Source organism: Planotetraspora silvatica (assembly GCF_016863315.1).
Lineage (GTDB): Bacteria > Actinomycetota > Actinomycetes > Streptosporangiales > Streptosporangiaceae > Planotetraspora > Planotetraspora silvatica.
Window position 1 is genome coordinate 35167 of sequence record NZ_BOOQ01000043.1, and the last position, 23957, is coordinate 59123.

The 23957-nt window shown below is 69.6% G+C and carries 19 protein-coding genes; 9 read left to right on the plus strand and 10 right to left on the minus strand.

What is annotated here, in order from left to right:
* Positions 1-13: 13 nt before the first annotated feature.
* Positions 14-2815, minus strand: coding sequence for a preprotein translocase subunit SecA (secA, locus tag Psi02_RS29665; protein WP_203979141.1), 2802 nt, complete (start codon positions 2813-2815; stop codon positions 14-16).
* A gap of 214 nt (positions 2816-3029) precedes the next feature.
* On the opposite strand from secA, the gene Psi02_RS29670 reads away from it, so the two are divergent.
* A complete protein-coding gene (locus Psi02_RS29670; RefSeq protein ID WP_203979142.1) occupies positions 3030-3293 on the plus strand; it encodes an HGxxPAAW family protein in 264 nt (87 codons plus the stop codon).
* 68 nt (positions 3294-3361) lie between these two features.
* Positions 3362-4603: a winged helix-turn-helix domain-containing protein gene (locus Psi02_RS29675; protein ID WP_239095269.1), complete on the plus strand. Its 1242-nt coding sequence runs from the start codon at positions 3362-3364 to the stop codon at positions 4601-4603.
* Here Psi02_RS29675 and Psi02_RS29680 read toward each other — a convergent pair.
* The 6 genes from Psi02_RS29680 to mtrA all read right to left on the minus strand — a co-directional run bounded on the left by Psi02_RS29680 (position 4596) and on the right by mtrA (position 11754).
* The gene (locus Psi02_RS29680; protein WP_203956980.1) at positions 4596-5297 is read right to left on the minus strand and encodes a response regulator; all 702 of its coding nucleotides are present in this window, start codon (positions 5295-5297) and stop codon (positions 4596-4598) included. The two genes, Psi02_RS29675 and Psi02_RS29680, sit on opposite strands and share 8 nt — an antisense overlap.
* A gap of 128 nt (positions 5298-5425) precedes the next feature.
* Positions 5426-6085, minus strand: coding sequence for a ribosome hibernation-promoting factor, HPF/YfiA family (hpf, locus tag Psi02_RS29685; protein WP_203956981.1), 660 nt, complete (start codon positions 6083-6085; stop codon positions 5426-5428).
* Between the two features lie 627 nt (positions 6086-6712).
* The gene (locus Psi02_RS29690) at positions 6713-7444 is read right to left on the minus strand and encodes a ComF family protein (RefSeq protein WP_203979143.1); all 732 of its coding nucleotides are present in this window, start codon (positions 7442-7444) and stop codon (positions 6713-6715) included.
* Between the two features lie 72 nt (positions 7445-7516).
* The gene (locus Psi02_RS29695) at positions 7517-9319 is read right to left on the minus strand and encodes an LpqB family beta-propeller domain-containing protein (RefSeq protein WP_203979144.1); all 1803 of its coding nucleotides are present in this window, start codon (positions 9317-9319) and stop codon (positions 7517-7519) included.
* Positions 9309-11060 (minus strand): MtrAB system histidine kinase MtrB, encoded by a 1752-nt coding sequence (gene mtrB, locus Psi02_RS29700; protein ID WP_203979145.1) that lies wholly within the window; start codon positions 11058-11060, stop codon positions 9309-9311. Before mtrB ends, Psi02_RS29695 begins: the two co-directional genes overlap by 11 nt.
* A 16-nt stretch (positions 11061-11076) precedes the next feature.
* Positions 11077-11754, minus strand: coding sequence for an MtrAB system response regulator MtrA (mtrA, locus tag Psi02_RS29705; RefSeq protein WP_203885046.1), 678 nt, complete (start codon positions 11752-11754; stop codon positions 11077-11079).
* A gap of 332 nt (positions 11755-12086) precedes the next feature.
* Between mtrA and Psi02_RS29710 the strand changes: the two genes are divergently transcribed.
* From Psi02_RS29710 to Psi02_RS29730, 5 genes are all read left to right on the plus strand, one after another.
* Complete coding sequence (locus Psi02_RS29710) at positions 12087-13643, plus strand: glycerophosphoryl diester phosphodiesterase membrane domain-containing protein (RefSeq protein ID WP_203979146.1); 1557 nt, start codon at positions 12087-12089, stop codon at positions 13641-13643.
* A complete protein-coding gene (locus Psi02_RS29715; RefSeq protein WP_239095270.1) occupies positions 13640-14287 on the plus strand; it encodes a DUF4129 domain-containing protein in 648 nt (215 codons plus the stop codon). Before Psi02_RS29710 ends, Psi02_RS29715 begins: the two co-directional genes overlap by 4 nt.
* Positions 14284-15504, plus strand: a complete 1221-nt coding sequence (locus Psi02_RS29720) for a DUF4350 domain-containing protein (protein ID WP_203979147.1) — start codon at positions 14284-14286, stop codon at positions 15502-15504. Before Psi02_RS29715 ends, Psi02_RS29720 begins: the two co-directional genes overlap by 4 nt.
* Entirely contained in the window at positions 15501-16505 is a 1005-nt protein-coding gene (locus Psi02_RS29725) for an AAA family ATPase (protein WP_203956987.1), read from the plus strand. Before Psi02_RS29720 ends, Psi02_RS29725 begins: the two co-directional genes overlap by 4 nt.
* Before the next feature lie 186 nt (positions 16506-16691).
* Positions 16692-18068 (plus strand): DUF58 domain-containing protein, encoded by a 1377-nt coding sequence (locus Psi02_RS29730; RefSeq protein ID WP_203979148.1) that lies wholly within the window; start codon positions 16692-16694, stop codon positions 18066-18068.
* 8 nt (positions 18069-18076) lie between these two features.
* Here Psi02_RS29730 and Psi02_RS29735 read toward each other — a convergent pair whose 3' ends face one another.
* Positions 18077-19069 carry a stage II sporulation protein M gene (locus Psi02_RS29735; RefSeq protein WP_203979149.1) on the minus strand — a complete coding sequence of 331 codons (993 nt, stop codon included), beginning with the start codon at positions 19067-19069 and terminating at the stop codon, positions 18077-18079.
* A 40-nt stretch (positions 19070-19109) separates the two neighbouring features.
* Here Psi02_RS29735 and Psi02_RS29740 point away from each other — a divergent pair, with 40 nt between their 5' ends.
* Positions 19110-20111, plus strand: coding sequence for an RDD family protein (locus Psi02_RS29740; RefSeq protein WP_203979150.1), 1002 nt, complete (start codon positions 19110-19112; stop codon positions 20109-20111).
* Between the two features lie 146 nt (positions 20112-20257).
* On the opposite strand, the gene Psi02_RS29745 is transcribed toward Psi02_RS29740, so the two are convergent.
* Together Psi02_RS29745 and ahcY are read right to left on the minus strand one after the other, a co-directional pair.
* Positions 20258-21487: an adenosylhomocysteinase gene (locus Psi02_RS29745; protein WP_203979156.1), complete on the minus strand. Its 1230-nt coding sequence runs from the start codon at positions 21485-21487 to the stop codon at positions 20258-20260.
* 481 nt (positions 21488-21968) lie between these two features.
* Positions 21969-23396: an adenosylhomocysteinase gene (ahcY, locus tag Psi02_RS29750; RefSeq protein ID WP_203979151.1), complete on the minus strand. Its 1428-nt coding sequence runs from the start codon at positions 23394-23396 to the stop codon at positions 21969-21971.
* 170 nt (positions 23397-23566) lie between these two features.
* On the opposite strand from ahcY, the gene Psi02_RS29755 reads away from it, so the two are divergent.
* Entirely contained in the window at positions 23567-23899 is a 333-nt protein-coding gene (locus Psi02_RS29755; RefSeq protein ID WP_203956992.1) for a MerR family transcriptional regulator, read from the plus strand.
* Positions 23900-23957: the final 58 nt, after the last annotated feature.

The window sequence follows — 23957 nt, forward strand, 5'->3', positions numbered from 1 at the left end:
TCGTCACACTGCGTCAGGCCTGGGCGTTCCGGGGATCGCCGTGGCAGCGCTTGAACTTCTTGCCCGAGCCGCAGGGGCAGGGCGCGTTGCGCTCGACGTTGCCGTACGCCGCGCGCTGCTCCGGCGTGGAGCGGACGCGGCTGACCTCGACCTCGCCGCTCTCACCCGGTGCGGAGTAGACCATCTCCGCGGGGCGGGCGGGTCCGCGCAGGGCCTGGGCGATGATCGCCCCGGCCTCGGTGACCGCCATGTCCTCCTCGGCGTTCTCCTCCACGATCGGGTTCGACCGCACCTGCACTTCGAGGTTGAACAGGAAGCCGACCGACTCCTCCTTGATGCCGTCGAGCATCGCGGAGAACATCTCGAAGCCCTCACGCTGGTACTCGATCAGCGGGTCCTTCTGGGCATAGGCGCGCATGCCGATGCCCTCCTGGAGGTAGTCCATCTCGTAGAGGTGCTCACGCCACTTCCGGTCCAGGACGTGGAGGATGACCTGCCGCTCGAGGTCGCGAAGAGGCTCGGAGCCGATCTCCTCCTCACGCCGGCCGTAGGCCGCCAGCGCGTCCTCCCGGATCTTCTCGCCGAGGAAGTCGGCGGTCAGATCCTCACGCTCGCCGCCCGCCTCCTGAACGAGCCGGTCGACGGTCACCGAGATCGGATAGAGCTTCCCGAAGGCGTCCCAGAGCTTGTCGAGGTCCCACTCCTCCGCGAACCCCTCGCCGGTCGCCGCCTTGACGTAGTCGTCGGTCACGTCGGTGACGAACGTGCGCATCTGGTCGTGGAGGTCTGCGCCCTCCAGCACCCGGACGCGCTCGCCGTAGATCACCTTGCGCTGGCGGTTCATCACCTCGTCGTACTTGAGGAGGTTCTTGCGGATCTCGAAGTTCTGCTGCTCGACCTGGTGCTGGGCGGAGGCGATGGCCTTCGACACGATGCCGGACTCGATCGGGACGTCGTCCGGGATGTTGAGCCGCGTCATGATCATCTCGACCCGGGCCGAGTTGAACAGGCGCATCAGGTCGTCTTCGAGCGACAGGTAGAACCGGGACTCGCCCGGGTCGCCCTGCCGGCCGGAACGACCGCGCAACTGGTTGTCGATACGGCGCGACTCGTGCCGCTCGGTGCCCAGGACGTAGAGACCGCCGGCGGCGACGACCTCCTCATGCTCGGCCTTGACGTCGTCCTTGGCCTTCTCCAGAGCCTCGGGCCAGGCCTTCTCGTACTCCTCCGGAGTCTCGGAGGGCGACAGGCCGCGCTGCTGCAACTCGAGGTCGGCGCGGAACTCGGGGTTGCCGCCGAGCATGATGTCGGTGCCGCGGCCCGCCATGTTGGTGGCCACCGTCACGGCGTGCTTGCGGCCCGCCTCGGCGATGATCGCGGCCTCACGCGCGTGGTTCTTCGCGTTGAGCACCTCGTGCGGCACGCCCTGACGCTTGAGCATCCGGGAGAGCTTCTCCGACTTCTCCACGCTCGTCGTGCCGACCAGGACCGGCTGGCCGTTCTCGTACCGCTCCTTGATGTCGTCGACACAGGCCTGGAACTTGGCGTCCTCGCTCTTGTAGACCACGTCCGCCTGGTCCTTGCGGATCATCGGCCGGTTGGTCGGGATCGGGACGACGCCCAGCTTGTACGTCTGGTGGAACTCGTTGGCCTCCGTCGCCGCCGTACCGGTCATGCCGGAGAGCTTGGAGTAGAGGCGGAAGTAGTTCTGCAGCGTGATCGTGGCGAGAGTCTGGTTCTCGTCCTTGATGTGCACGCCTTCCTTGGCCTCGATGGCCTGGTGCATGCCCTCGTTGTACCGCCGGCCGTGCAGCACGCGGCCGGTGAACTCGTCGACGATGAGCACTTCGCCGTCGACGACGATGTAGTCCTTGTCCTTCTTGAACAGCTCCTTCGCCTTGATGGCGTTGTTGAGGAACTGCACGAGATGGGTGTGCTCGGGCTTGTACAGGTTGTCGATGCCGAGGACGTCCTCGACGCGGTCGACACCGGACTCCAGGACGCCGACCGTGCGCTTCTTCTCGTCGACGACGTAGTCCCCGGAGCCCTCCTCGCCGTCCTTGCCCTCGACGCCGCGCCGCAGCCTCGGGACGATCTTGGCGAACTCCGTGTACCACTTGCCCGACTGCTCGCCGGGACCCGAGATGATCAGCGGCGTGCGCGCCTCGTCGATGAGGATCGAGTCGACCTCGTCCACCACCGCGAAGTTGTGCCCGCGCTGGACGCACTCCTCCTGCTGCTGGGCCATGTTGTCGCGGAGGTAGTCGAAGCCGAACTCGTTGTTCGTGCCATAGGTGATGTCCGCGTTGTACTGCCTGCGCCGCTCGTCGGGTGCCATGTTGGCGAGGATCACGCCGACCTCGAGGCCCAGGAAGCGGTGGACGCGGCCCATGGTCTCCGCGTCACGCTTGGCCAGGTAGTCGTTGACCGTGATGACGTGGACGCCCTTTCCGGACAGGGCGTTGAGGTAGGCGGGCAACGTACAGGTCAGGGTCTTGCCCTCACCGGTGCGCATCTCGGCGATGTTGCCGAGATGCAGGTTGGCGCCACCCATGATCTGCACGTCGAAATGCCGCTGGCCGAGAACCCGGCGGGCGGCCTCGCGCACCGTGGCGAAGGCCTCCGGCATCAGGTCGTCCAGCGACTCCCCGTCCGCGTGACGCTGCTTGTACTCCGCCGTGAGCGCCCGCAGCTCCGCGTCCGACATACTCGTGAAGTCGTCTTCAATGGAGTTGACCTGCTCGGCGACGCGCTTGAGCTTACGCAGCGTCTTGCCTTCGCCCGCGCGAAGGATCTTGTCAAGAATTGCAGGCACTTTCGTGAGCTCCTCGCAGGTCTACCTCGGGGATCGGCCGGGGTGTGAGGACGAGATACTTCCCCGTTGCCATCGTAGGCCGTTCCATCACCAGACACAGCCACCGGCAACCGGACGGAGCGGCGCGTCATCGGTCGCTTGCTTTCAACGGAAAAACGGCATCTCAGGTTCCCCCAATGTGCGGACCGAGACGTTCATCAGGTAGAAATCGGGTATGGCAGAGAGCGCGCATCAAGGCAGCCACGGCGGAAGCGCCAAGTCCTGGCTGGCGGTCACCGTGATCCTGATCGGCTTCACGGTCGGCGGGGTGGCCCTCACCATCGGTCCCGACTGGTTCCTCTTCTGGGTCGGCGCGGGAGTCGTCGCGATCGGCGGGCTGCTCGCCCTCGCCTTCGACATCTTCTCCGACGTGATCGTCGACGCGCCCCGCGACATGCCGGCGCTGGAGCACCACTCGCCCTTCGAGCAACGGCACTGATCACCCGTCTCAAGCGGCCGAAACCGCTGTAGGGGTTTTGTCGGTCACACCATCTAGCATCTCCAGGTGTGACCGACCTGACCGCCGACGAGGCCCGCCGCATCATCCTGCGAGCCCAGGGCTTCCTCGGCGCCGGCTCGCGGACAGGCGGGGTGCCCGCCATGCTCCGGCGGGTGGGCGCCGTCCAGCTTGACACCATCTCCGTGCTCGCCCGCTCGCACGAGCTGATCGCCTACGCGAGGCTCGGCGCCGTCGGGCGGTCCGCGATCGAGCGGGCCTACTGGCACAACCCCGCGCGGGCCTTCGAATACTGGTGCCACGCCGCCTGCATCCTCCCGCTGGAGGACTGGCCCCTGTACGGCTTCCGCCGCCGGGCCTACCGTGATCGCCGGTTCCGCTGGCACGAGGTGCCGCCCATCGTCGACAAGGTCCTCGAGCAGGTCCGCGCCGACGGCCCCCTCACCACCGGCGACATCGGCGGCGCCCGAGTCGACCTGCGCGCCTCCGGCACGGCAGAGGCGGCCGGGTGGTGGGACTGGTCCGACACCAAGATCGCCATTGAGTTCCTGCTGGACATCGGCGAGGTCGTCTGCACCCGGCGGGTCGGCTGGCGGCGGGTGTACGACCTGGCCGAACGGGTGATCCCCGAGGAGCTTCTCGCCGGCGACCTGCCCGACGCCGAGGGCGTGACGGGCCTCACCCGGATCGCCGGGCGTGCCCTCGGCGTGGCGACCCGGGCCGACCTCGTCGACTTCACCCGAGTCAAGGGCAAGTACGCCGCGCTGCTGGACGACGCCCTGCTGAGCGGGGCCGCCGGCCTCGTGCCCGTGCACGTCGCGGGGTGGCCCTTACCGCGGGCCGGGCGCGGCGCGCCCGCCTCCTCCGCCGTCCCGAACGCCTGGGCCGACCCCGCCGCGCTGGAGTCCGAGCCGCGGGGCCGCCACCGCACGACGCTGCTGTCCCCGTTCGACTCGCTCATCTGGGAACGTGCGCGCGCCGAGCGGATCTTCGGGCTGAGCCACCGCCTGGAGGCCTACGTGCCGAAGGACAAGCGGATCCACGGCTACTTCGCGATGCCGGTGCTCGCCGGCGGCCGGATCATCGGCCGGGTCGACCCGGCGCGGGAGGGGACCACCCTGATCGCCCGCCAGGTGGGATTCGAGCCGGGCGGCAGCCCCGCCAAGGCGGTCGCCGCGATGAGCGACGCCCTCTGGGAGGCGGCGAGTTGGGTGGGCTGCACGGACGTCCGAGTCGAGCGGGTGAGCTCACCCGCTCTCGAGGCGCCCCTGCGCGCCGAGCTGGCTAGGTGATCTCCAGGAGACGCTCGCGCACGGCGTAGACGACCGCCTCCATGCGGGAGTGGAGCTGGAGCTTCTCGAGGATGTTGCGGACGTGGTTCTTCACCGTGTTCTCGGAGATGAACAGGTCCTTGGCGATCTCCCGGTTGTTCATGCCCTTGGCGACCAGCCGGAGGACCTCCATCTCCCGGTCGGTCAGCCGGGGCACCGGCAGTTGCGGCGGCCGCTCCGCCTCCTTGCGGCTCATGTTCGCGAACTCGCTGATCAGCTTGGCCGCCATCGCCGGGTTGATGAGCGACTGCCCCTCGTGCACGCCGCGCACCGCGTCGGGCACCTCGTCGATCTGGACATCCTTGAGCAGGTAACCGGTGGCGCCCGCCTTGATCGCCTCGAAGAGGTCCTCCTCCTCGTCGCTGACCGTGAGCATGATGATCCGCGTGCTCGGCACGGACTCCTTGATGCTCCGGGTCGCCCCGATCCCGTCCTGCCGTGGCATCCGGACGTCCATCAGGACGACGTCGGGCAGGAGGCGGTCGGCCATGCCGACCGCCTCCTGCCCGTCGCTCGCCTCGCCGACCACCTCGATGTCCGGCTCCGCGGCCAGGGCCAGCTCCAGGCTGCGCCGAATCAGCGCATGATCGTCAACGATCATCACGCGGATCGGCTCACGACCGGATGCTCGGGCCGCCTCGTCGGGTCGGGTCACGGAACCTCCTTGCGGGGGCCAAGGACGCTGGATCGCCATCATTACACGGGTTTCGCGCTCAGTGCTGATCTTCGTCATGCCGGATGCGCAGATCCGTGGATTCCGCACGGGTGGTCTACGGGCGACGACTAGCTCTCGATGAGCCTCAGCACGCCGTAGTCGTAGCCTCGCCGCCGGTAGACGACGCTGGGCTGGCCGCCTTCCTTGTCGCGGAACAGGTAGAAGTCATGGCCGACGAGCTCCATCTCCAGGAGCGCCTGCTCGATCGTCATGGGATCGGCCTCGTGGAACTTCTCACGAACGACGAGCGGCCCGTCGCCGTCCATCTCGATGGGAACGACCGCCTCGGCGGGGCTGCGCCGCTCCTGCGCGTACTCGACCCGGGCCGGCGGCTCCGTCCGACTGAGTGCCTCGGCCGCTTCCAGTCCCCCTTCGCCCATGAAGGCCGTGATCTCGGCCAGCGACGGCGGGCAGTTCTTGCCATGGTGGATCTTGCGCCGGTCACCGAGCCTGCGGAGGCGCTCGACCAGCTTGCCGAGCGCGATGTCCAGTGCGGCGAATCGGTCATCCGCATCCGCTTCCGCGCGGATCGCCGGACCACGCGAGTGGATGGTCAGCTCCACGCGTTCTCTTTGTCCGCTGACGCGGTTGCCGGCCTCCTTGGAGACCTCGACATCCACGCGTATGAGCTTGTTGTTCAGTCGCTCGATCCTGGCCAGCTTGGTAGTTGCATGATCGCGGAATCGGTCACTCACTTGCGTGTGCCGTCCCTTGACGATGATGTCCACACAAAGCCCCCCTTCGCATATCGACTGTGACTCTGCGGCACCCGTCCGTCCGACCTGGTCTTCGTCCCCACATCCGCCTGCTGAGGGGTTCGCAGCTCAGTTGCCACTACTGCCCTTCTCCTCTTGCGGGGGACATCTGGACCCCCGGGAAGGCAGGACTTACCTCTAAGCCGCACCGTGATCGGTCGACCAAGAGTCGCCTTACGTGGACCGTTTCGCCTGCGGCTGGCATCGGCTAGCCAGACCGATCCCCTGACGGGGAGAGGCCCGGTGCAACCACGGACCCGGACGGGTGCCATGTCTGCACGCTAGTCCCTAGCGGCCCGAATGTCAGCCAGGAGATCCGCGAAACGATCACTGCCCGTGATGTCGTCACGGGCGGATGCGCCGCCGGTGATGATCACCGGATCGTTGGATCCCCGCGCGCGGCGCGCTCCTTCATCCCGGTGAGCTGGCTGGACCTCCTGGACGGGTCACACAGGTATGTCCTGGCGGTCAGCATGAGAATTGGCCAACCTTTACTCTCCGTTACAAAGAGAGACTTGACGGTCCCGGCGTGTCGCGGTTCGCTCCGGCCGTAAGCCGCCGGGCGGCACGGGGTGAGCGCACGGCCGTCCGGCGGACGGATCAGCGCCGGGGCGCCGCCGTACGACCGTTTCCTGACGGCCGCGTGGAGATCGCCGACCGCCGTGAGGTCGCGGCGACGGTGATCGCCAGAGCGGCGGGAGCGCCGGCGGCGCTGAGCGCCCGCGCGGCCTCGGCCAGCGTCGCGCCCGTCGTGACGATGTCGTCGACCAGCACGACGCGGGCGCCCCCGAGCGGGCCGAGGCCGCCGCCCATGACGCCGAAGGCTCCCGACAGGTTCTCGGCACGCTGGGCGGACCCGAGCCCGGCCTGGTCGGCCACCCGCCTCTCCTGCCTCAGCACCGGTGTCACGGTCGCCCGGAGGCCACGTTCACGCAGCCGGGCCGCGGCCGCGGAGGCGAGCGCCCGTACAGGGTCGTGCCCGCGCCTACGTGAGGCCGCTCGCGCGCTCGGGACCGGAACCAGTGCCAGTGGGCCCCTCCCCCCGACGGCGGCCGCCAGGGCCGCTACGGCCACGACGGCGAGGCTCGTCCCCAGCACCGGCGCGAGAGCCGTACGGCCGCGCTCCTTGTAGGCGAGCACCATGCGCCGGGCCGCGCCGTCGTAGCCCGTCGCCGACCAGCACGGCGGCAGACCGGGCGGCGCCGGCTCGGGAGAACGGGCGGCGGGGGCCCGGACCAGCTCCGCGGTACACGAACGGCACGCCATGGACCCCGCTTCGCCGCAACCGGCGCAGCGGGCGGGAAGGATCAGGTCGACGAGCGCCGCGAGCACGGTGTCACCCTGCCACCCGCCACCGACAGACTCGACATCGTCCGGAGGCCCCGGCGACGGCCCGGACCACCCTCAGCCGAGGGGATAGACCGGATCGGTGGCGCCGTCCTTCGCGATGACGCCCCAGGCCTTCTTGTCGACGTTGTAGGTGCGGACCTCGCCGTCGGAGCCTGCCAGCACGTGGTCGGGCGGCGCGCCGACGATGGATCCGATCTCTGCCTGCGCGTCTAGCTTGATCGCGGCATCGGGGACCTCCATGCCCTCCATGACCGACCACGTGGACAACTCCTGGCCGCCCTTTCCCTTGGAGAGCACGAGCAGACTCGCCGCGTCCTGCCAGGCGATGTCCGCGATGTCCTGGTCGGTGCGGGCATCGAGCCTCTGGACGTTGGTGATCGTGGCCTCGTCTCCGGTCCTGACGATCGTCCCGATCTCGACTGCTTCGCCGGTGGCGTCCTGAGTGATCGCCGCGACGCGGGCGCCGTCGCGGGACACGCGAAGCGCCAGGACGCGACTTTCCGCCAGTTCCTTGCCGATGACGGTGACGCGCCTGGCCTGGCCCGCGACCGCCCGCCAGATCCGCGTCTCGTGGTCGCCGACCCGCTCCGCCGTCCAGACGGCGCCGTATCGGTCCCATGACGGCGGAGTCAGGTCGTTGGTCTTGCCCTCGATCCATCGTTGCCACTGACCGCCGACCGCGGTGCTGGTCACCCAGATCCCCTCGTCGCCGACGAGCGCGGCGACCTGGGGCGGGTAGTCCACGGACACCGCCGGCTTGTCGAAGCTCACGCCCTGCGTGCCAGCCGCCCCGCCCACCGGCTCGCCGCCCTTCTCCTTCGCCCGGAACAGCTTCCCGTCCTGCATGTAGTACTGCTGCGGCTGGGACGGCAGCACGTTGGGATCGAACCTCGAGTAGTCCCGGGGGTTGAAGCGCAGACCCGTACCGCGGAAGGGCTCCCCGTCGACCCGGATCTCGACGGTCCTGCCCGTGACCAGGTCGCCCAGCGTCCACGTGAGCTGCGCCTTCATCGCGTCGATGCGGTCATCGGGGACCGACTCCACCGCGGACGTGAAGTCGACCACGACCGTGTCCCCCTCGACGGTGATCTGGTTGAGATCGGTCCCGTCGGGGAAGGCGCTGGTGACGGAGTCCCTTATCGAGGCCGTCGGACCGGCGAGCAGCCTGCGGACCAGCGTCTCCGGCACACCGGTGCCGGGGTTGATCGGCACCCACACACGGTCGACGACGAGCCCCACCGCCTGGGTGGCCGGAGGGTAGTAGAGGTCGATCTGCCGGTAGTCGCGCTTGAGGTCGTCGGTCGAGAGCAGGCGGGCGTCGGGCGGCGCCTCGATCCGCCACTGCGCACCGGTCCCCCTGGCCAGGGTGAACTGCTGGGCGACCACCCCCGAGGCGGGGGTGTACCGCCCCTCGGAGTCGATGGTGGCGACCGCCGTGCCCTTGAGGGTGACCGTCGTGTCCTTGGCGTCTTTGAGATCCTGGCCCGACAGGCCCTCCGGCACGAGCTTGGTCTCGAAGACCGTCGTCTGCCGCCAGGGGTTCCACTTCTGGGCGGCCGTTTCCGTGAGGTACTGCCGCGCGACGGCGAGCGACGGGTCGTCGAAACTGGCCATCGCCGCCTGGAACCCCTTGACGATGTCCTCAGGAGAGGCGTCCTTGCGGGGCGGCGTCGCGATCATGCGGACGTACGGCTGGTTGAGCGTGTCCCTGCTGTTGTCCTCTTCCGCGGCACGTGGGCTGCCGGTCGTGGGCACGACGGCGCACGCGTTGGCCGCCGCGACCACGACGAGGGCCATCGCCGCGAAGGCCGCGCCCCGGCCGCGCCGCCCTCGGAATCGGGTGCCGTCAGTCCACATCGAAACCGCCCGCGTCGGCGTTCTCGAGCGACCGCGCGCCGACCTCCGCGACTGCCGGGGACATGACCGGGGTGACATGACCGCGCCACGCGCGCCGGATCTCGACCTCGGGCGGCACCAGCGGGAGCGGGGAGCCGCGCAGGTCGGAGCCCGCCAGCCGCGGCAGCGACAACCGGAACTGCGTCCCCTCCCCCGGCGACCCCCAGGCCTGGAGCCATCCGCCGTGCAACATCGCGTCCTCACGGGAGATCGCCAGACCGAGTCCGGTGCCGCCGATCGTGCGCGCGCGTGACGGGTCGCCCCGCCAGAAGCGGTCGAAGACCAGGTTCTCCTCCCCCGGTTTCAGCCCGACGCCGTGATCGCGTACGGCCACGGCCACCGCGTCGCGGTCGGCTCCGAGAGTGACCACGATGTCCCTGCCCTCGCCGTGTTCGATGGCGTTGAACAGCAGGTTGCGCAGGATGCGCTCGACCCTGCGGCTGTCGACCTCGGCCATGCAGTGCTCGCTGGGAAGCCTGAGCTCGAACCTGGTGGCCTGCCGCTCGGCGAGCGCCTCGGAGTCGCCGACCGCGCGCAGGACGACGTCGCGCATGTCGACGGACTCGACGTCGAGAGTCGCCGCGCCCGCGTCGTACCTGCTGATCTCGAGCAGGTCGGCGAGCATCGACTCGAAACGCTCAAGTTGGTTCTGCATGAGCTCGGCCGACCGGGCGGCCGCCGGATCGAAGTCCTCCCTGCTCTCGTAGAGCAGGTCGGCGGCCATCCGCACGGTGGTCAGCGGGGTGCGCAGTTCGTGGGACACGTCGGAGACGAACTGCCGCTGGACCTGCGACAACTCCTCAAGCTGATGGATCTTCACGGCCAGGTTGGACGCCATCTCGTTGAAGGACGTGGCCAGCCGTGCGAGGTCGTCTTCTCCCCGGACCTTGAGCCGCTCCTCCAGCCGTCCGGCCGCGAGGCGCTCCGCCGCCTGGCGGGCGAGCCGTACCGGGGTGACCACCTGGCGGGTGACCAGGTAGGCGATCGCGGCGAGGAGCAGGACGAGCGCGACACCCACGCCGATCAGCACCCGCTGCACCGCGAGCAGCGTCGTCTCCTCCGCGTCGAGCGGGAACAGGTGGTAGATCTCGTAGGTGCCGTTGACCCTGCCCCCGATGGCGAGGCCGCTCTCGGGCGACTTCGTCCCCAGATAGCGCAAGGTCACCGACTGGGTGAAGAGGACGCCCTCCTCGCTGCCCTGGACCTTGAGCCGCAACCTCGCGGGGATGCTCGTGTAATCGATCTTCCCTGAGGCCCGTCCGTCGCCGATGCCGCCCTCGTTGAAGACGACCACGTCGTAGCGGCCGCCGGATCTCTCCGTGAGGGCCGAGACGGCGGCGTCGACCGGATTGGCGGCCTGGCCGCCCGACCCGCCCTCCGGAGACGCGTCGGCCACCTCGGCGGACTGGGGAGCCAGGTATCCGCTCGCCGTGGCGATGTTGGCCCGCGACTCCTCGACCGCCGCCAGTTCGCGGCTCTTGAGGACAGACGTCGCGATCGACTGCATGAGGAACACGCCGAGCACCGCCACCACGGCCATCGAGATGACCAGCGTGCTCGTGACCACCCTCAACTGGAGCGAGCGCCGCCAGACGCGCCGCACCCTCCCGGCGGCACGCCGGGCGCGCCTGCGGACCCCCCGCGCTATCTGGCGCAGGGTCCTGCGGCGAGGCTTCTTCTTCGCCGGGGCCGGGGCGGGCATCGTCGGAGCCCGGACGTCAGGCCGGTCCGGCCTTGTAGCCCACGCCGCGGACCGTCACCACGATCTCGGGGTGCTCGGGGTCCTTCTCGATCTTGGCGCGGAGCCGCTGGACATGCACGTTGACCAGCCGGGTGTCGGCGGCGTGCCGGTAGCCCCAGACCTGCTCGAGGAGCACCTCGCGGGTGAACACCTGGCGCGGCTTGCGGGCCAGCGCGACCAGGAGGTCGAACTCGAGCGGCGTGAGGTTGATCGTCTCGTCGGCCCGCTTCACCGAGTGGCCGGCGACGTCGATGGTGATGTCGCCGATCTGGAGGATCTCGGGCGTCGGCTCGTCCGTACGGCGAAGCCGCGCGCGGACACGGGCGACGAGTTCCTTGGGCTTGAACGGCTTGACGATGTAGTCGTCGGCGCCCGACTCCAGACCGAGCACCACGTCGATGGTGTCGCTCTTCGCGGTCAGCATGACGATCGGCACACCGGACTCGGCGCGGATCCTGCGGCACACGTCGATGCCGTCGGCGCCGGGCAGCATGAGGTCGAGGAGCACCAGGTCGGGCCTGGTGTCACGGAACGCGTCAAGCGCCTTGTCGCCGTCCGCGACGAACGACGGCTCGAACCCCTCCCCGCGCAAGACGATGCCGAGCATCTCGGCGAGAGCGGCGTCGTCGTCGACGACCAGCACACGACCTTTCATGGCCCCTCATTCGTTCTGCACTACCGGGAGATTTGGGCGTTTGTCACGGGTTCATCCGAAGGTTACCGGTGGCTGCCACTTACGTGTTACACGACCATGACAAAGGATGCAGTTTAAGGGGCCGGGGAAGAACGCGCGATGATCTGACCAGATGCGGCCACAACCGCGGGGAACGCTTCAAGGATGACACGTTCCAAGTTTGCGCAGGAATAGGCCGATTCTGCTATCCCCCGTGACCTGCTGATCGCAGTCTGACCATGGACTTCCGCTCGACTGGGAGCGCTCACGCGATCACCGCGCCATTAGTCCGTACATCGTGCCAGGATTGGGACATGACAGACGGCCCTGGCCCCACCCCCGATGTGCCATCAGGCTGGGCTGCCGAGCAGCCGCCACCGTACGGACGGTCCGAGGGGGCCTGGACCGCTCCGGGAGCCTCCGGCGCACCCGATTCCCAGGGGCAGCCCGCTCCGCCTCCCCCCGGCCAGCAGTACGGCGAACAGCAATACGGCCAGCAATACGGGGGTCAGCAGTACGGCGGGCAACCGTATGGCGGCCAGCAGTACGGCGGCCAGCAGGGTTACGGGCCGTACCCGACGGGGCCATACGGCGCCTACCCGCCTTCCCCGTACGGCTATCGCCCGCAGGCGCCGCGGCCGGGCATCATCCCGCTGCGCCCGCTCGGCCTCGGAGACATCCTCGACGGCACGATCAAGCTGATCCGGTCGAACCCCCGGGCCACGCTCGGCCTGTCGGCCATCATCGCGGCGATCAGCGCGATCCCGCTCGCGATCGGGCAGGCGATCTCCTACTCCTACGGCGACCTGAGCGGGATCCTGAGCGACCCGGAGTCCTTCGACGGCACCTTCCCGCTCGGCGGCATCGTGGCACAGTACAGCGGTGCCATCCTGTCGACGATCATGGGCTTCGTCGCCACGACCATCCTCACCGGCATCCTGATGCGGGTGCTCGGACGGGCCGTCTTCGGCGGCCGCATCACCGCCGGGGAGGCCTGGCGGTCGGTGAAGTCCCGGTTCTGGGCCCTGTGCGGCCTGGTGCTGCTGCAGGGCCTGATCCTCGCGGCGCCACTGGTGATATTCGTGGCGCTGCTCACTGTGCTGATCGTCAGCCTCGCCTCCGGCAACGTGGACGTGACCCCAGGCACCGGTGTAGGGATCGCCGTAGTCACCATCCTGTTACTGATCGGGTATGCCGTCTACTACGCCTTCTTCAACACGAAGTTCGCATTGTCGGCTCCATCCCTCGTGCTCGAGCGACGTGGTGTCACTGACAGCATGCGGCGCTCGTGGCGGCTGGTGAAGGGCGATTTCTGGCGGGTGTTCGGCATCCTGATCGTCACGTCGATCCTCACCGCGCTGGTCAGCGGCATCCTGTCCGTGCCCTTCTCGCTGGGCTCGTCCCTGCTCGGGACGTTCGGCGACGGCACCGCGGGCTCGCTGGTCCTGTCCGGCGTCTTGTTCTTCCTCGGAAACGTGCTGGCCTCGATGATCGTGTACCCGATCACGGCGGGCGTGCACGGACTCCTCTACGCCGACAGGCGGATGCGCGCCGAGGCGTTCGACCTCGTGTTGCAGACGGCCGCCGGGCGGAACCAGGAGCAGGGCTGGATCCACGAGAGCGTCGACGACTACTGGCACCCCTCCTACGCGGCGGAGTCCGGCGCCCAGTACGGCGCTCAATACGAACAGCAATACGCGCAGCAGTACGCGCAGCAGTACGGCGGCGCGCCGTACGGCACGCCGGCCGCACATCCCTACGCCGCCCCGGGCACGGCGCCGTACGAGACCCCGGCCGCTCCTTCCTCCGGGGCTCCCGAGGCACCGCAACAAGGGGCTGCGCAGACCCCTCCACACGAGCCGCAGCCGTGACCCTCTTCCTGTCGCCGTCCCTCGCACCGCTTGGGGCCCCCGTCGACATCGGGCGTGACCAGGCGCAGCAGGAGGCGGCGCGGGAACTGCTCAAGTCGGGCTACCAGCACGAGTCCCTGTTCGATCGGATAGGCCGTGTCATCCAGCAGTTCCTCGACGATCTCCTGGGCATAGGTGGAAACGCGAGCGGCAGCGCGATCTCGCTCATCCTCATCGTGGTCATCCTCGTGATCCTCGGCGCTCTGCTGGTGTGGGCCCTGCGCCGCACATCGCGCGGCAGCCGTACAGGCGTCGTCGTCTTCGGCGGGCAGGCGCGGACGGCCGCGGAGCACCGGGCGGAGGCCGAACGGCGGGCGTCGGCGGGCGACTGGACCGGAGCCGTCCAGGAACGTCTCCGGGCGATCGCCCGAGGGCTCGAAGAACGTGCCATCGTCAGCCCGCTGCCTGGCCGTACCGCCCTCGAACTGGCCCAGACCGCGGGACAGGCGCTGCCTTCGCACGCCTCCGACCTGCGGTCGGCCGCCCGGCTCTTCGACGACGTGACCTACGGCGAGGTGGCGGGGACGCCCGAGGCCTACGCCGTTCTCAAGGACCTCGACGAGCGCCTGATGGCCGCCCGCGTCGCGCTGGAGGCCTCCGCATGACGCTCCAGACGACCGAACGGTCGTACTCCGTCTCGCCCACGGCCGCAAGCATCTGGAAGCGGGGGCGCGCGATCGTCCTGGTCGCCGTCATCGTCGTGGTGGCGGCGGTCGTCCCGGTGTTGCTGCCGTCCGGGTCGACCGGCGGCGGCAGCGCGCTCGACCCCGGCGACTCCTCCCTCGCCGGCAGCAAGGCCCTCGCCCAGGTGCTGGGCGCGCATGGAGTCTCCGTCCAGCGCGTGGACGACGTCTCGACGGCGCTGGCCGCGCTCGGCACGGACGGCCAGCTTCTCATCACGGAGGCGACGGACCTGACGTCGAGCGAGGCCGGCCGGATCGCCGCCGCGCCAGCCGACAGGCTGATCGTCGGGCAGGTGCCGTACCTCGACGTGCTGGCGCCCGGCGTCATCAGCGAGGTCGGCGGCACCTCCTCACGGTCGCGGCCGCCGTCGTGCGGGCTGCGCGAGGCGAACGTGGCGGGCAGCGCCTACATGGGCGGCTCCGCGTTCACCGGCCCACCCGGATCGACGGGGTGCTACCCGTCGGACGGCAAGCCGACTCTCGTCCGCTACACGGTCGACGGCCGTACGGTGACCGTCGTGGGCGACGGCCAGTTCATGACGAACCTCAGGCTGGCCGAGGACGGGAACGCCGCCCTCGCCATGAACCTCGCGGGCACGAAGCCGCGGCTCGTCTGGCTGGTGCCGCCGGCCGAACCCGACCAACCGTCCGGCCCGGACGGGTCCGGTGGGTCCGACGGGTCCGGTGGGTCCGACGGGGCCGGTTCCGAGCCGAAGAGCCTCGGCGAGCTGATCCCTTCGGGGGTGGGCTGGGCGATCGTCGAGCTCGTCGTCGCGCTGGGCGTGGTCGCCCTGTGGCGTGGACGACGGCTCGGGCCTGTCGTCGCCGAGCGCCTTCCGGTGGTCGTGCGAGCGGCCGAGACCGTGGAAGGCCGGGGACGCCTCTACCGGGCACGCCGCGCACGGGACCGGGCGGCCCTCGCGCTCCGCGCCGCCACGATCGACCGCATCACCCCGCGCCTCGGACTTCCCCGCACGGCGACACCCGATGAGATCGTCACAGGGGTGTCCGCGCGAACCGGAGAGGATCCGGAGCAGGTACGGCCGGCTCTGTTCGGCGGCGCTCCCGCCGACGACGCCGGGCTCGTCGCCCTGGCCGGATACCTCGACACACTCGAAAGGCAGGTACAAGACTCGTGACGACACCTGGATCCGGAGCCTTCGGAGCCGGAGCCCCGCAGGCCTCCACACCGGGGGCCGACGCGGCGCGGGAGGCGCTCGCCACGCTGCGGGCCGAGGTCGGCAAGGCCGTGGTGGGGCAGGACGCCATCGTCACCGGCCTCGTGATCGCCCTGTTGTGCCGTGGGCACGTGCTGCTCGAAGGCGTCCCCGGCGTGGCCAAGACGCTCATGGTCCGCGCCCTGTCCGCCACGCTGTCGCTCGACTTCAAGCGGGTGCAGTTCACCCCCGACCTGATGCCGGGCGACGTGACCGGCTCGCTGGTCTACGACGCCAAGTCGTCGGAGTTCGAGTTCCGCGAGGGGCCGGTCTTCACGAACCTGCTGCTCGCCGACGAGATCAACCGAACGCCGCCCAAGACCCAGGCCGCTCTGCTCGAGGCCATGGAGGAGCGCCAGATCAGCGTCGAGGGCTCGGCCCGCATGCTCCCCGACCCGTTCATCGTGGCGGCGACCCAGAACCCCATCGAGTACGAGGGCACCTACCAGCTCCCCGAAGCCCAGCTGGACCGGTTCCTGCTCAAGCTGACCGTGCCGCTGCCTCCCCGGGAGCAGGAGATCGCGGTGCTCGAACGGCATGCCCTCGGCTTCGACCCGCGCGACCTGACGCACCTCAAGCCGGTCGCGTCGGCGGCCGATCTGGAGGCCGGCCGGGAGGCCGTCAAGCAGGTGCACGTGGCTCCGGAGGTGCTCGGGTACATCGTCGACCTGGCCAGGGCGACGCGTCAGTCGCCGTCGTTGCAGCTCGGGGTGTCACCTCGAGGCGCGACGGCCCTGCTTGCGGCCGCTCGGGCGTGGGGTTGGCTGTCCGGCCGTTCGTACGTCACCCCTGACGACGTGAAGGCCCTGGCCCGGCCGGCTCTGCGGCACCGCGTCCAGTTGCGGCCGGAGGCGGAGCTCGAGGGCGCCACCCCCGACGGCGTCCTGGACGGCATCCTGGCCTCAGTCCCCGTCCCCCGCTGACCCGCCCCCTCTGGCGTGATCATGCACAGGTTCGTGGACAGGCCGCCTGACCTGGCATTACTCCGGGCGTGATCATGCACAAGTTCGCGATCAAGTGGGCTGACCTGGGAAAATGGAGTTCGTGATCATGCACTGTCGGGCGGGAGCCGTACGAGCGGGAGCCGTACAAGAAGGAAGGGCGGCACCATGGCGCTGACAGGACGTGCGGGGCTGCTCGCGGCCCTCGGCGCCCTCGTGGTGCTCTTCGCCCCGCGGCCGGGGCTCGCGGTGCTGGGCATCGTGCTGCTCCTCGCCTTCCTGATCGTGGTCGACCTGATCTTCGCGGGCGGAGTGCGCCCCCTGCGCTTCAGCCGCGAGGGCGAGCGGCTCGTACGGCTCGGCCAGTCGGTCACCGTCGGCCTGATCGTGGAGAACCCCGGCACACGCCGGGTCCGCGGGGTGTTGCGCGACGCCTGGCCGCCCTCGGCGGGAGCCGCGCCGCGGCGACTCGCCATCGACGTGCCGAGAGGCGAGCGCCGGCGCCTCACCGTCACACTCACGCCGACCAGGAGGGGCGATCGTGAGGCGGTCACGGTGACGGTCCGCTCACTGGGGCCGCTCGGCCTGGCCGGGCGGCAGGGGCGGCATCGGGTTCCGTGGTCGGTACGGGTGTTGCCCCCGTTCCTGAGCCGCAGGCATCTGCCCGCCAAGCTGGCCCGCCTGAGGGAGCTGGACGGTCAGCACCCCGCGCTCGTGCGGGGCCAGGGCACCGAGTTCGACTCGCTGCGGGAATACGTGGTCGGCGACGACGTGCGGTCCATCGACTGGCGGGCCAGCGCGCGGCGCAACGACGTCGTCGTGCGCACCTGGCGCCCGGAACGTGACCGCCGGGTCCTCATCGTGCTCGACACCGGCCGCACCTCGGCGGGCCGGGTGGGCACGGCTCCGGTCCCGACAGCGGCCGGACAGGCCGAAGCCGACCGAACGGACCAGGGGGACGGCAGGCGGCGGCCGCCTCCCGGATGGCCCCGGCTGGACTGGTCGATGGACGCCGCGTTGCTGCTGGCCGCCCTCGCCGCCCGTGCCGGCGACCGCGTCGACTTCCTCGCCTACGACCGCGCGGTCCGTGCCTGGCTGTCGGGGGCGGCGCGTACGGAACTGCTGTCGTCCCTGGTCAACGTCATGGCGCCGATCGAGGCCGAGCTCGTCGAGGCGGACTCGCCCGGCATGGTGGCGGCCGTCCTCGCCCGGGCGAAGCGGCGTTGCCTGGTGGTGCTGCTGACCGACCTCAACGCCACCGCCATGGAAGAGGGCCTCCTGCCCCTGCTCCCGCAGTTGTCCTCGCGGCACCTGGTGCTCGTGGCCGCCGTCGCCGATCCGCGCGTCGCGGCCATGGCCTCGGGCCGGGATACGTCGGAGCAGGTCTACGACGCGGCGGCGGCCGAGCAACTGCGGGGCGAGAGGCGGCGGATCACGTCCTTGCTGCGCCGTCACGGCGTCGAGGTCGTGGACGCCCTCCCCGAGGACGTCGCCCCCGCGCTGGCGGACGCCTACATCGCGCTGAAGGCGGCGGGCCGTCTCTGACGCGTGCGTCAGCTGGTGGGGGCCAGGTCCGGGGCGAGCTCGATGTCGCCCGTCTCGTCCTGCCGTACGGCCCGGCGCCCGAAGACGATCACGTAGGCGAGGAAGAGGGTCTCGGCGAGCGCGCCGATGCCGATGCGGGCCCATGTGGGCAGGCCGGACGGGGTGACGCCGGCCTCGATGAGGCCGGAGACGAAGAGCACGGCGACCAGGCCCAGCGCGACGCTCATCACGGCCCGCCCCTGCTCGGCCAGCGCCTCCCCGCGCCGCCGCGGCCCGGGGTCGATGACCGTCCAGCCGAGGCGCATCCCGACCCCGGCGGCGAGGAAGACGGCGGTGAGCTCCAGCAGGCCATGCGGAAGGATCAGCCCCCAGAAGATGTCGGCCTTGCCATGCGCCGCCATCAGACCGCCGAGGAGGCCGCCGTTCGCCGCGTTCTGGAACAGGATGTAGGGAATCGGTAGGCCCAGCAGGACCGCGGAGGCGATGACCTGCATGCTCACGTACGCGTTGTTGATCCACACCTGTCCGGCGAACGACGCGGCCGGATTCTCCGAGTAGTAGTCGGCGAAGTCGTGGTCGACCAGTTGCCTGATGTCCTCGGGGGTGCCGATCGCGGCCTGGACGTCGGGATTCTTGGCTATCCAGACGCCGATGACCCACGCGACCACCAGCGAGGCGAGCGTCGCCCCCAGCCACCACCGGCGCGCCCGGTAGGCGACCACGGGGAATGACACGGTGAAGAACCGGGCGACCTCACGCCAGGCCGGGCTGTGCGCCCCCGTGACGGCCGAGCGGGCCCGGGCGACCAGCGTGGACAGGCGGCCGACCAGGATGGCGTCCCTGGAACCGGACCGGACGATGGACAGGTGCGTCGCGGCCCGCTGGTACAACTCGACCAGTTCGTCGACCTCCGCGCCGTTCAGCGAGCGACGCCGCCGGACCAGGTCCTCAAGCCGGTCCCAGGTCGGCTTGCTGGCCGCGACAAACGCATCGATGTCCACAGATCAAACCCTATCGACCGCCGCACAGTAGGGTGCGAGTGTGTCAGAAGTCGTGACGGGTGAGGCCGTCGTCGTCGAGGTGCGGATCGCCCAGCTGCCCAGCCGCGCAGCGGCCTTCATCATCGACTGGCTCGTGCAGGTGGCCGCCCTCATCGTGATCTCCCTGCTGCTCGCCAACGCGACCATCATCACCGACGGCGCGCTCGCCGCCGGCCTGGGCATCCTGTTCTCCGCGCTGGTCCTGGTCGGCTACCCGGTGATCTTCGAGACGGTCAGCAGAGGACGGAGCCTGGGCAAGCTCGCGCTCGGGCTCAGAGTCGTCAGCGAGGACGGCGGACCCGAGCGCTTCCGCCAGGCCCTCTTCCGCGGACTGGCCGGCCTGGTGGAGTTCTGGACGCTGTCCGGCGCTCCCGCGCTCATCACCTCGCTGATCAACCAAAAAGGCAAGCGACTCGGCGACATATTCGCGGGCACCATCGTCATCGGCGAGCGCTCGCCGCGACAGGCGCCGCCGCCCCCGATGCCGCCGCAACTCGCCGGATGGGCCTCCTCGCTGCAGCTCTCCCAACTCCAGGACGAGCTGGCCAACACCGCCCGGCAGTACCTCTCCCGCTGGCACCAGTTGTCCCCGAACGCCCAACACGACATGGGGATGCGAATCGCGGGCCAGGTGAGCGCCTGCGTCGCGCCGCCGCCCCCGCCCGGCGTCCCGCCGTACGCTTACCTCGCCGCCGTGCTCGCCGAGCGCCGCCGCCGGGAGGAACTGCGGCTCGCGCAGACCCGGGGTCCCGCCTCGCCGTACGGCCGGGCTTCGCAGTGGAATCAAGGGGCCTCTCAGTCGGTCGCCCCGCCGTACAACGGAGCGCCCGGATCACCCGCGTTCCCGTACGGCACGGCGTCGGCGCACCCGTCCGGCGTGACACCGGCGCACCCGTCGGGCATGGCACCTCGGAACCCCGGCCAGGAGACTCCCGGTTCCGTCCCGAACCCGCCCGCGGAGCCGGCCGGTCCGACACCGGGAGGATTCGTCCCCCCGACATGAGGTGTAGACCCAGACCATAGGGGCATTGGTCTGGAATGCAGGTCATGGGGCCATGCCTGCTAATGGGGTTGAGGTGAGGCACGACCAGGTGCGGAGGAGAGGCCGCACGGGTCGTGCCCACCTTTCTTTTCAGCTCGTTTGTGAGCTCAGGAGCCGACCCGCCAGGAGTGGAGATAGTCCTCCTGCTCGGAGGTGAGCGCGTCGATCGTGATCCCCGCCGCTCCCAGTTTCAGTCTCGCCACCTGGAAGTCGACCTCCGCCGGAACGTCGTAGACGCCGGGCGTCAGCCGTACGGCCTCTTGGGCGAGCCATGCGACGGCGAGGGCCTGGGCGGAGAAGGACATGTCCATCACGGCGGCCGGGTGCCCCTCGGCGGCGCTCAGGTTGACCAGGCGGCCTTCGGCGAGGAGGAGCAGTCGCCTGCCGTTCTCCAGGACGTATTCATCCGTGTTCGGGCGGATCCCGAAATGCACGGTCTGCGCCATCTCTTCCAGGGCGCGGACGTCGATCTCGACGTCGAAATGACCGGCGTTGGCGAGGATCGCGCCGTCCTTCATGGCGGCCAGGTGCTCGGCGCGGATCACGTCGCGGTTGCCGGTGACGGTTACGAACACGTCGCCGATCTCCGCGGCCCGCCACATCGGCTGCACGTCGTATCCCTGAAGCGCCGCGTCCAGGGCCTTCACCGGGTCGATCTCGGTGACGACGACCCGTGCGCCCAGGCCCTTGGCCCGCTCCGCGACACCCCGGCCGCAGAAGCCGAAGCCCGCGACGACGACCGTACGCCCCGCCAGCAGGATGTTCGTGGCCCGCATGATGCCGTCGAGGGTGGACTGGCCTGTGCCGTACCTGTTGTCGAACATCCGCTTGGTGCGGGTGTCGTTGACCGCGACCATGGGGAACCTGAGGGCGCCCTCGGCCGCCATCTGGCGGAGCCGGATGATGCCCGTCGTGGTCTCCTCGCAGCCGCCGATGACCTCGTCGAGCAGTTCGACTCGTTCGGTGTGCAGGATGTTGACCAGGTCGCAGCCGTCGTCGAGCACGATGTTCGGCGCGATGTCGAGCGCCCGATGGATGTGCCGGTAGTAGGTGTCCCTGTCCACCCCGGCCCGGGCATGTACGGCGATGCCGTACGTGGACAGCGCCGCGGCCACGTCGTCCTGGGTGGACAACGGGTTGGAGGCGGCCAGCGCGATCTCGGCGCCACCCGCCTTGAGCGCGCCCATGACCACCGCGGTCTCCGCGGTCACGTGCAGGCAGGCGGCGATGCGCAGTCCGTCCAGCGGCCTGTCCTGGGCGAACCCCGCCCCGATGGCCTCGAGCACGGGCATGGACCTGGCGGCCCAGCCGATCCGCCGCTCCCCCGCCTCCGCCATCCCGCCGTGATCATGCACAGATTCCTCGATTCCCGCCGCCACCTGCGCCAACCACCCGCGTGATCATGCACAGGTTCGCCGTTACCCGCATTGACCTGGCCCTTCACTGAGCGTGATCATGCACAGATTCGGAAACGACCATCCTGACCTGCGAAAATACAGTTTGTGATCATGCACCGTACGGCCACGCTTTGCGCGTGACCGTACGGCACCGCATGATCACGAACCTCGCAGCCCCGGCTCATGCACCACTTTCACGAAGGTGTGCATGATCACGATCGGCGACGTGGCCGCTCAGCGGCCATTCGACCGAATGTGTGCATGATCACGCACAGGAGCGTCGCAGCTCAGAGGGCATGCGCACGACCCTGTGCATGATCACGCCCTACAGGCCTGGGATCACGCCCTACAGGCCTGGGATCACGCCCCACAAGCCTGGGATCACGCCCCACAAGACCGGGGTCACGCCGTACAACGGGGCTCAGTAGCGGTAGTGGTCGGGCTTGTAGGGGCCCTCGACGTGCACGCCGATGTACTCGGCCTGCTTCTTCGTCAGCTTGGTCAGCTTGACCCCGAGCGCGTCGAGGTGGAGGCGGGCGACCTTCTCGTCCAGGTGCTTCGGCAGCACGTAGACGCCCACCGGGTACTCCTCGGTCTTCGTGAAGAGCTCGATCTGGGCGATCACCTGGTTGGTGAACGAGTTCGACATCACGAACGACGGGTGGCCGGTGGCGCAGCCGAGGTTCATCAGACGGCCCTCGGCCAGCACGAGGATGGAGTGCCCGTCAGGGAAGACCCACTCGTCGACCTGCGGCTTGATGTTGTTCTTCACGATGCCGGGGATGCGGCCCAGCCCGGCCATGTCGATCTCGTTGTCGAAGTGCCCGATGTTGGACACGATCGCCTGGTGCTTCATCTGCGACATGTGCTCGGCCGTGATGATGCCGAAGTTGCCGGTCGTCGTGACGAAGATGTCCGCGATGCCGACGACGTCCTCCAGGGTGGTGACCTGGAAACCGTCCATGGCCGCCTGCAGCGCGCAGATGGGGTCGATCTCGGTCACGATCACGCGGGCGCCCTGGCCGCGCAGCGCGTCGGCGCAGCCCTTGCCCACGTCGCCGTAGCCGCAGATCACCGCGACCTTGCCGCCGATCAGCACGTCGGTGGCGCGGTTGAGACCGTCGATCACCGAGTGGCGGCAGCCGTACTTGTTGTCGAACTTGGACTTCGTCACCGAGTCGTTGACGTTGATCGCCGGGAAGAGCAGCTGGCCCGACTTGTGCATCTCATAGAGCCGGTGCACGCCGGTGGTGGTCTCCTCGGTGACGCCCTTGATCTCCTGGGCGATGGCGCTCCAGCGCTTCTCGTCCGTGACCGTACGGCGGAGCGTGTCGAGGATGATCGCCCACTCCTCCGGGTCGTCCTCGCCGGCGACCGGTACGGCCCCCGCCTGCTCGAACTCGGCGCCCTTGTGGACGAGGAGCGTGGCGTCGCCGCCGTCGTCGAGGATCATGTTCGGGCCGGAGCCGTCGGGCCACGCGAGCGCCTGCTCGGTGCACCACCAGTACTCCTCCAGCGTCTCGCCCTTCCACGCGAAGACCGGCACACCGGAGGGGTTGTCGGCGGTGCCCTCGGGCCCGACGACGACCGCGGCCGCGGCGTGGTCCTGCGTGGAGAAGATGTTGCAGCTCACCCAGCGGACGTCCGCTCCGAGCGCGACCAGCGTCTCGATCAGCACGGCCGTCTGGATCGTCATGTGCAGCGAGCCCATGATCTTCGCGCCCCTGAGCGGCTGCGAGGCGGCGTACTCCCTACGGGTCGCCATCAGGCCCGGCATCTCGTGCTCGGCGAGGCGGATCTCCTTGCGGCCGAAGTCCGCAAGGGCAAGGTCGGCGACCTTGAAGTCCATTTTCGTGTCCCTCCATTGTCCGTCGCAGCGAGTCTAGGCCGCGGATACGGCACGGCGCACGCCAGGATGGCCGAACCTGACACGAGAATGTGAGAATCAGCCGCAAGGGGCTGCCAAAGGGCCTCCGGACTGTCTAGCGTGAGCGCAGACGGGGTGCGAAAGGGGCAGGGATGCGGATAACGGAAGCCGCGCGACGGCTGGGAGTGTCGCCGCGGATGTTGCGCTATCGCGAGTCCCTCGGTCTCCTGCCGCCGGTTCGTGACCGCGGATCGCACCGCAGGTTCGGCCCGGACGAGCTGGCCGCCGTCAGCCAGGCCATGGACCTGGAACGCCGTTTCGACATCTCCCCCGCCGAGCTGGCGTTCGCCCTCCGGGCGATGTCCGAGCCGGCGGTGGCCCAGGCCGTACGCGACCTCGGCGTCAGGATCGGCCGCATCCAGGCGCCGCGCCGGGCCCTCGACTTCGAGAAGGAGAAGGCCCTGCGGCTTCTGCGGCCCAGATGACCCCGGTGGCCCCGCAACCCCGGTGGCCCCGCAACCCCAGTGACCCCGCAACCCCAGT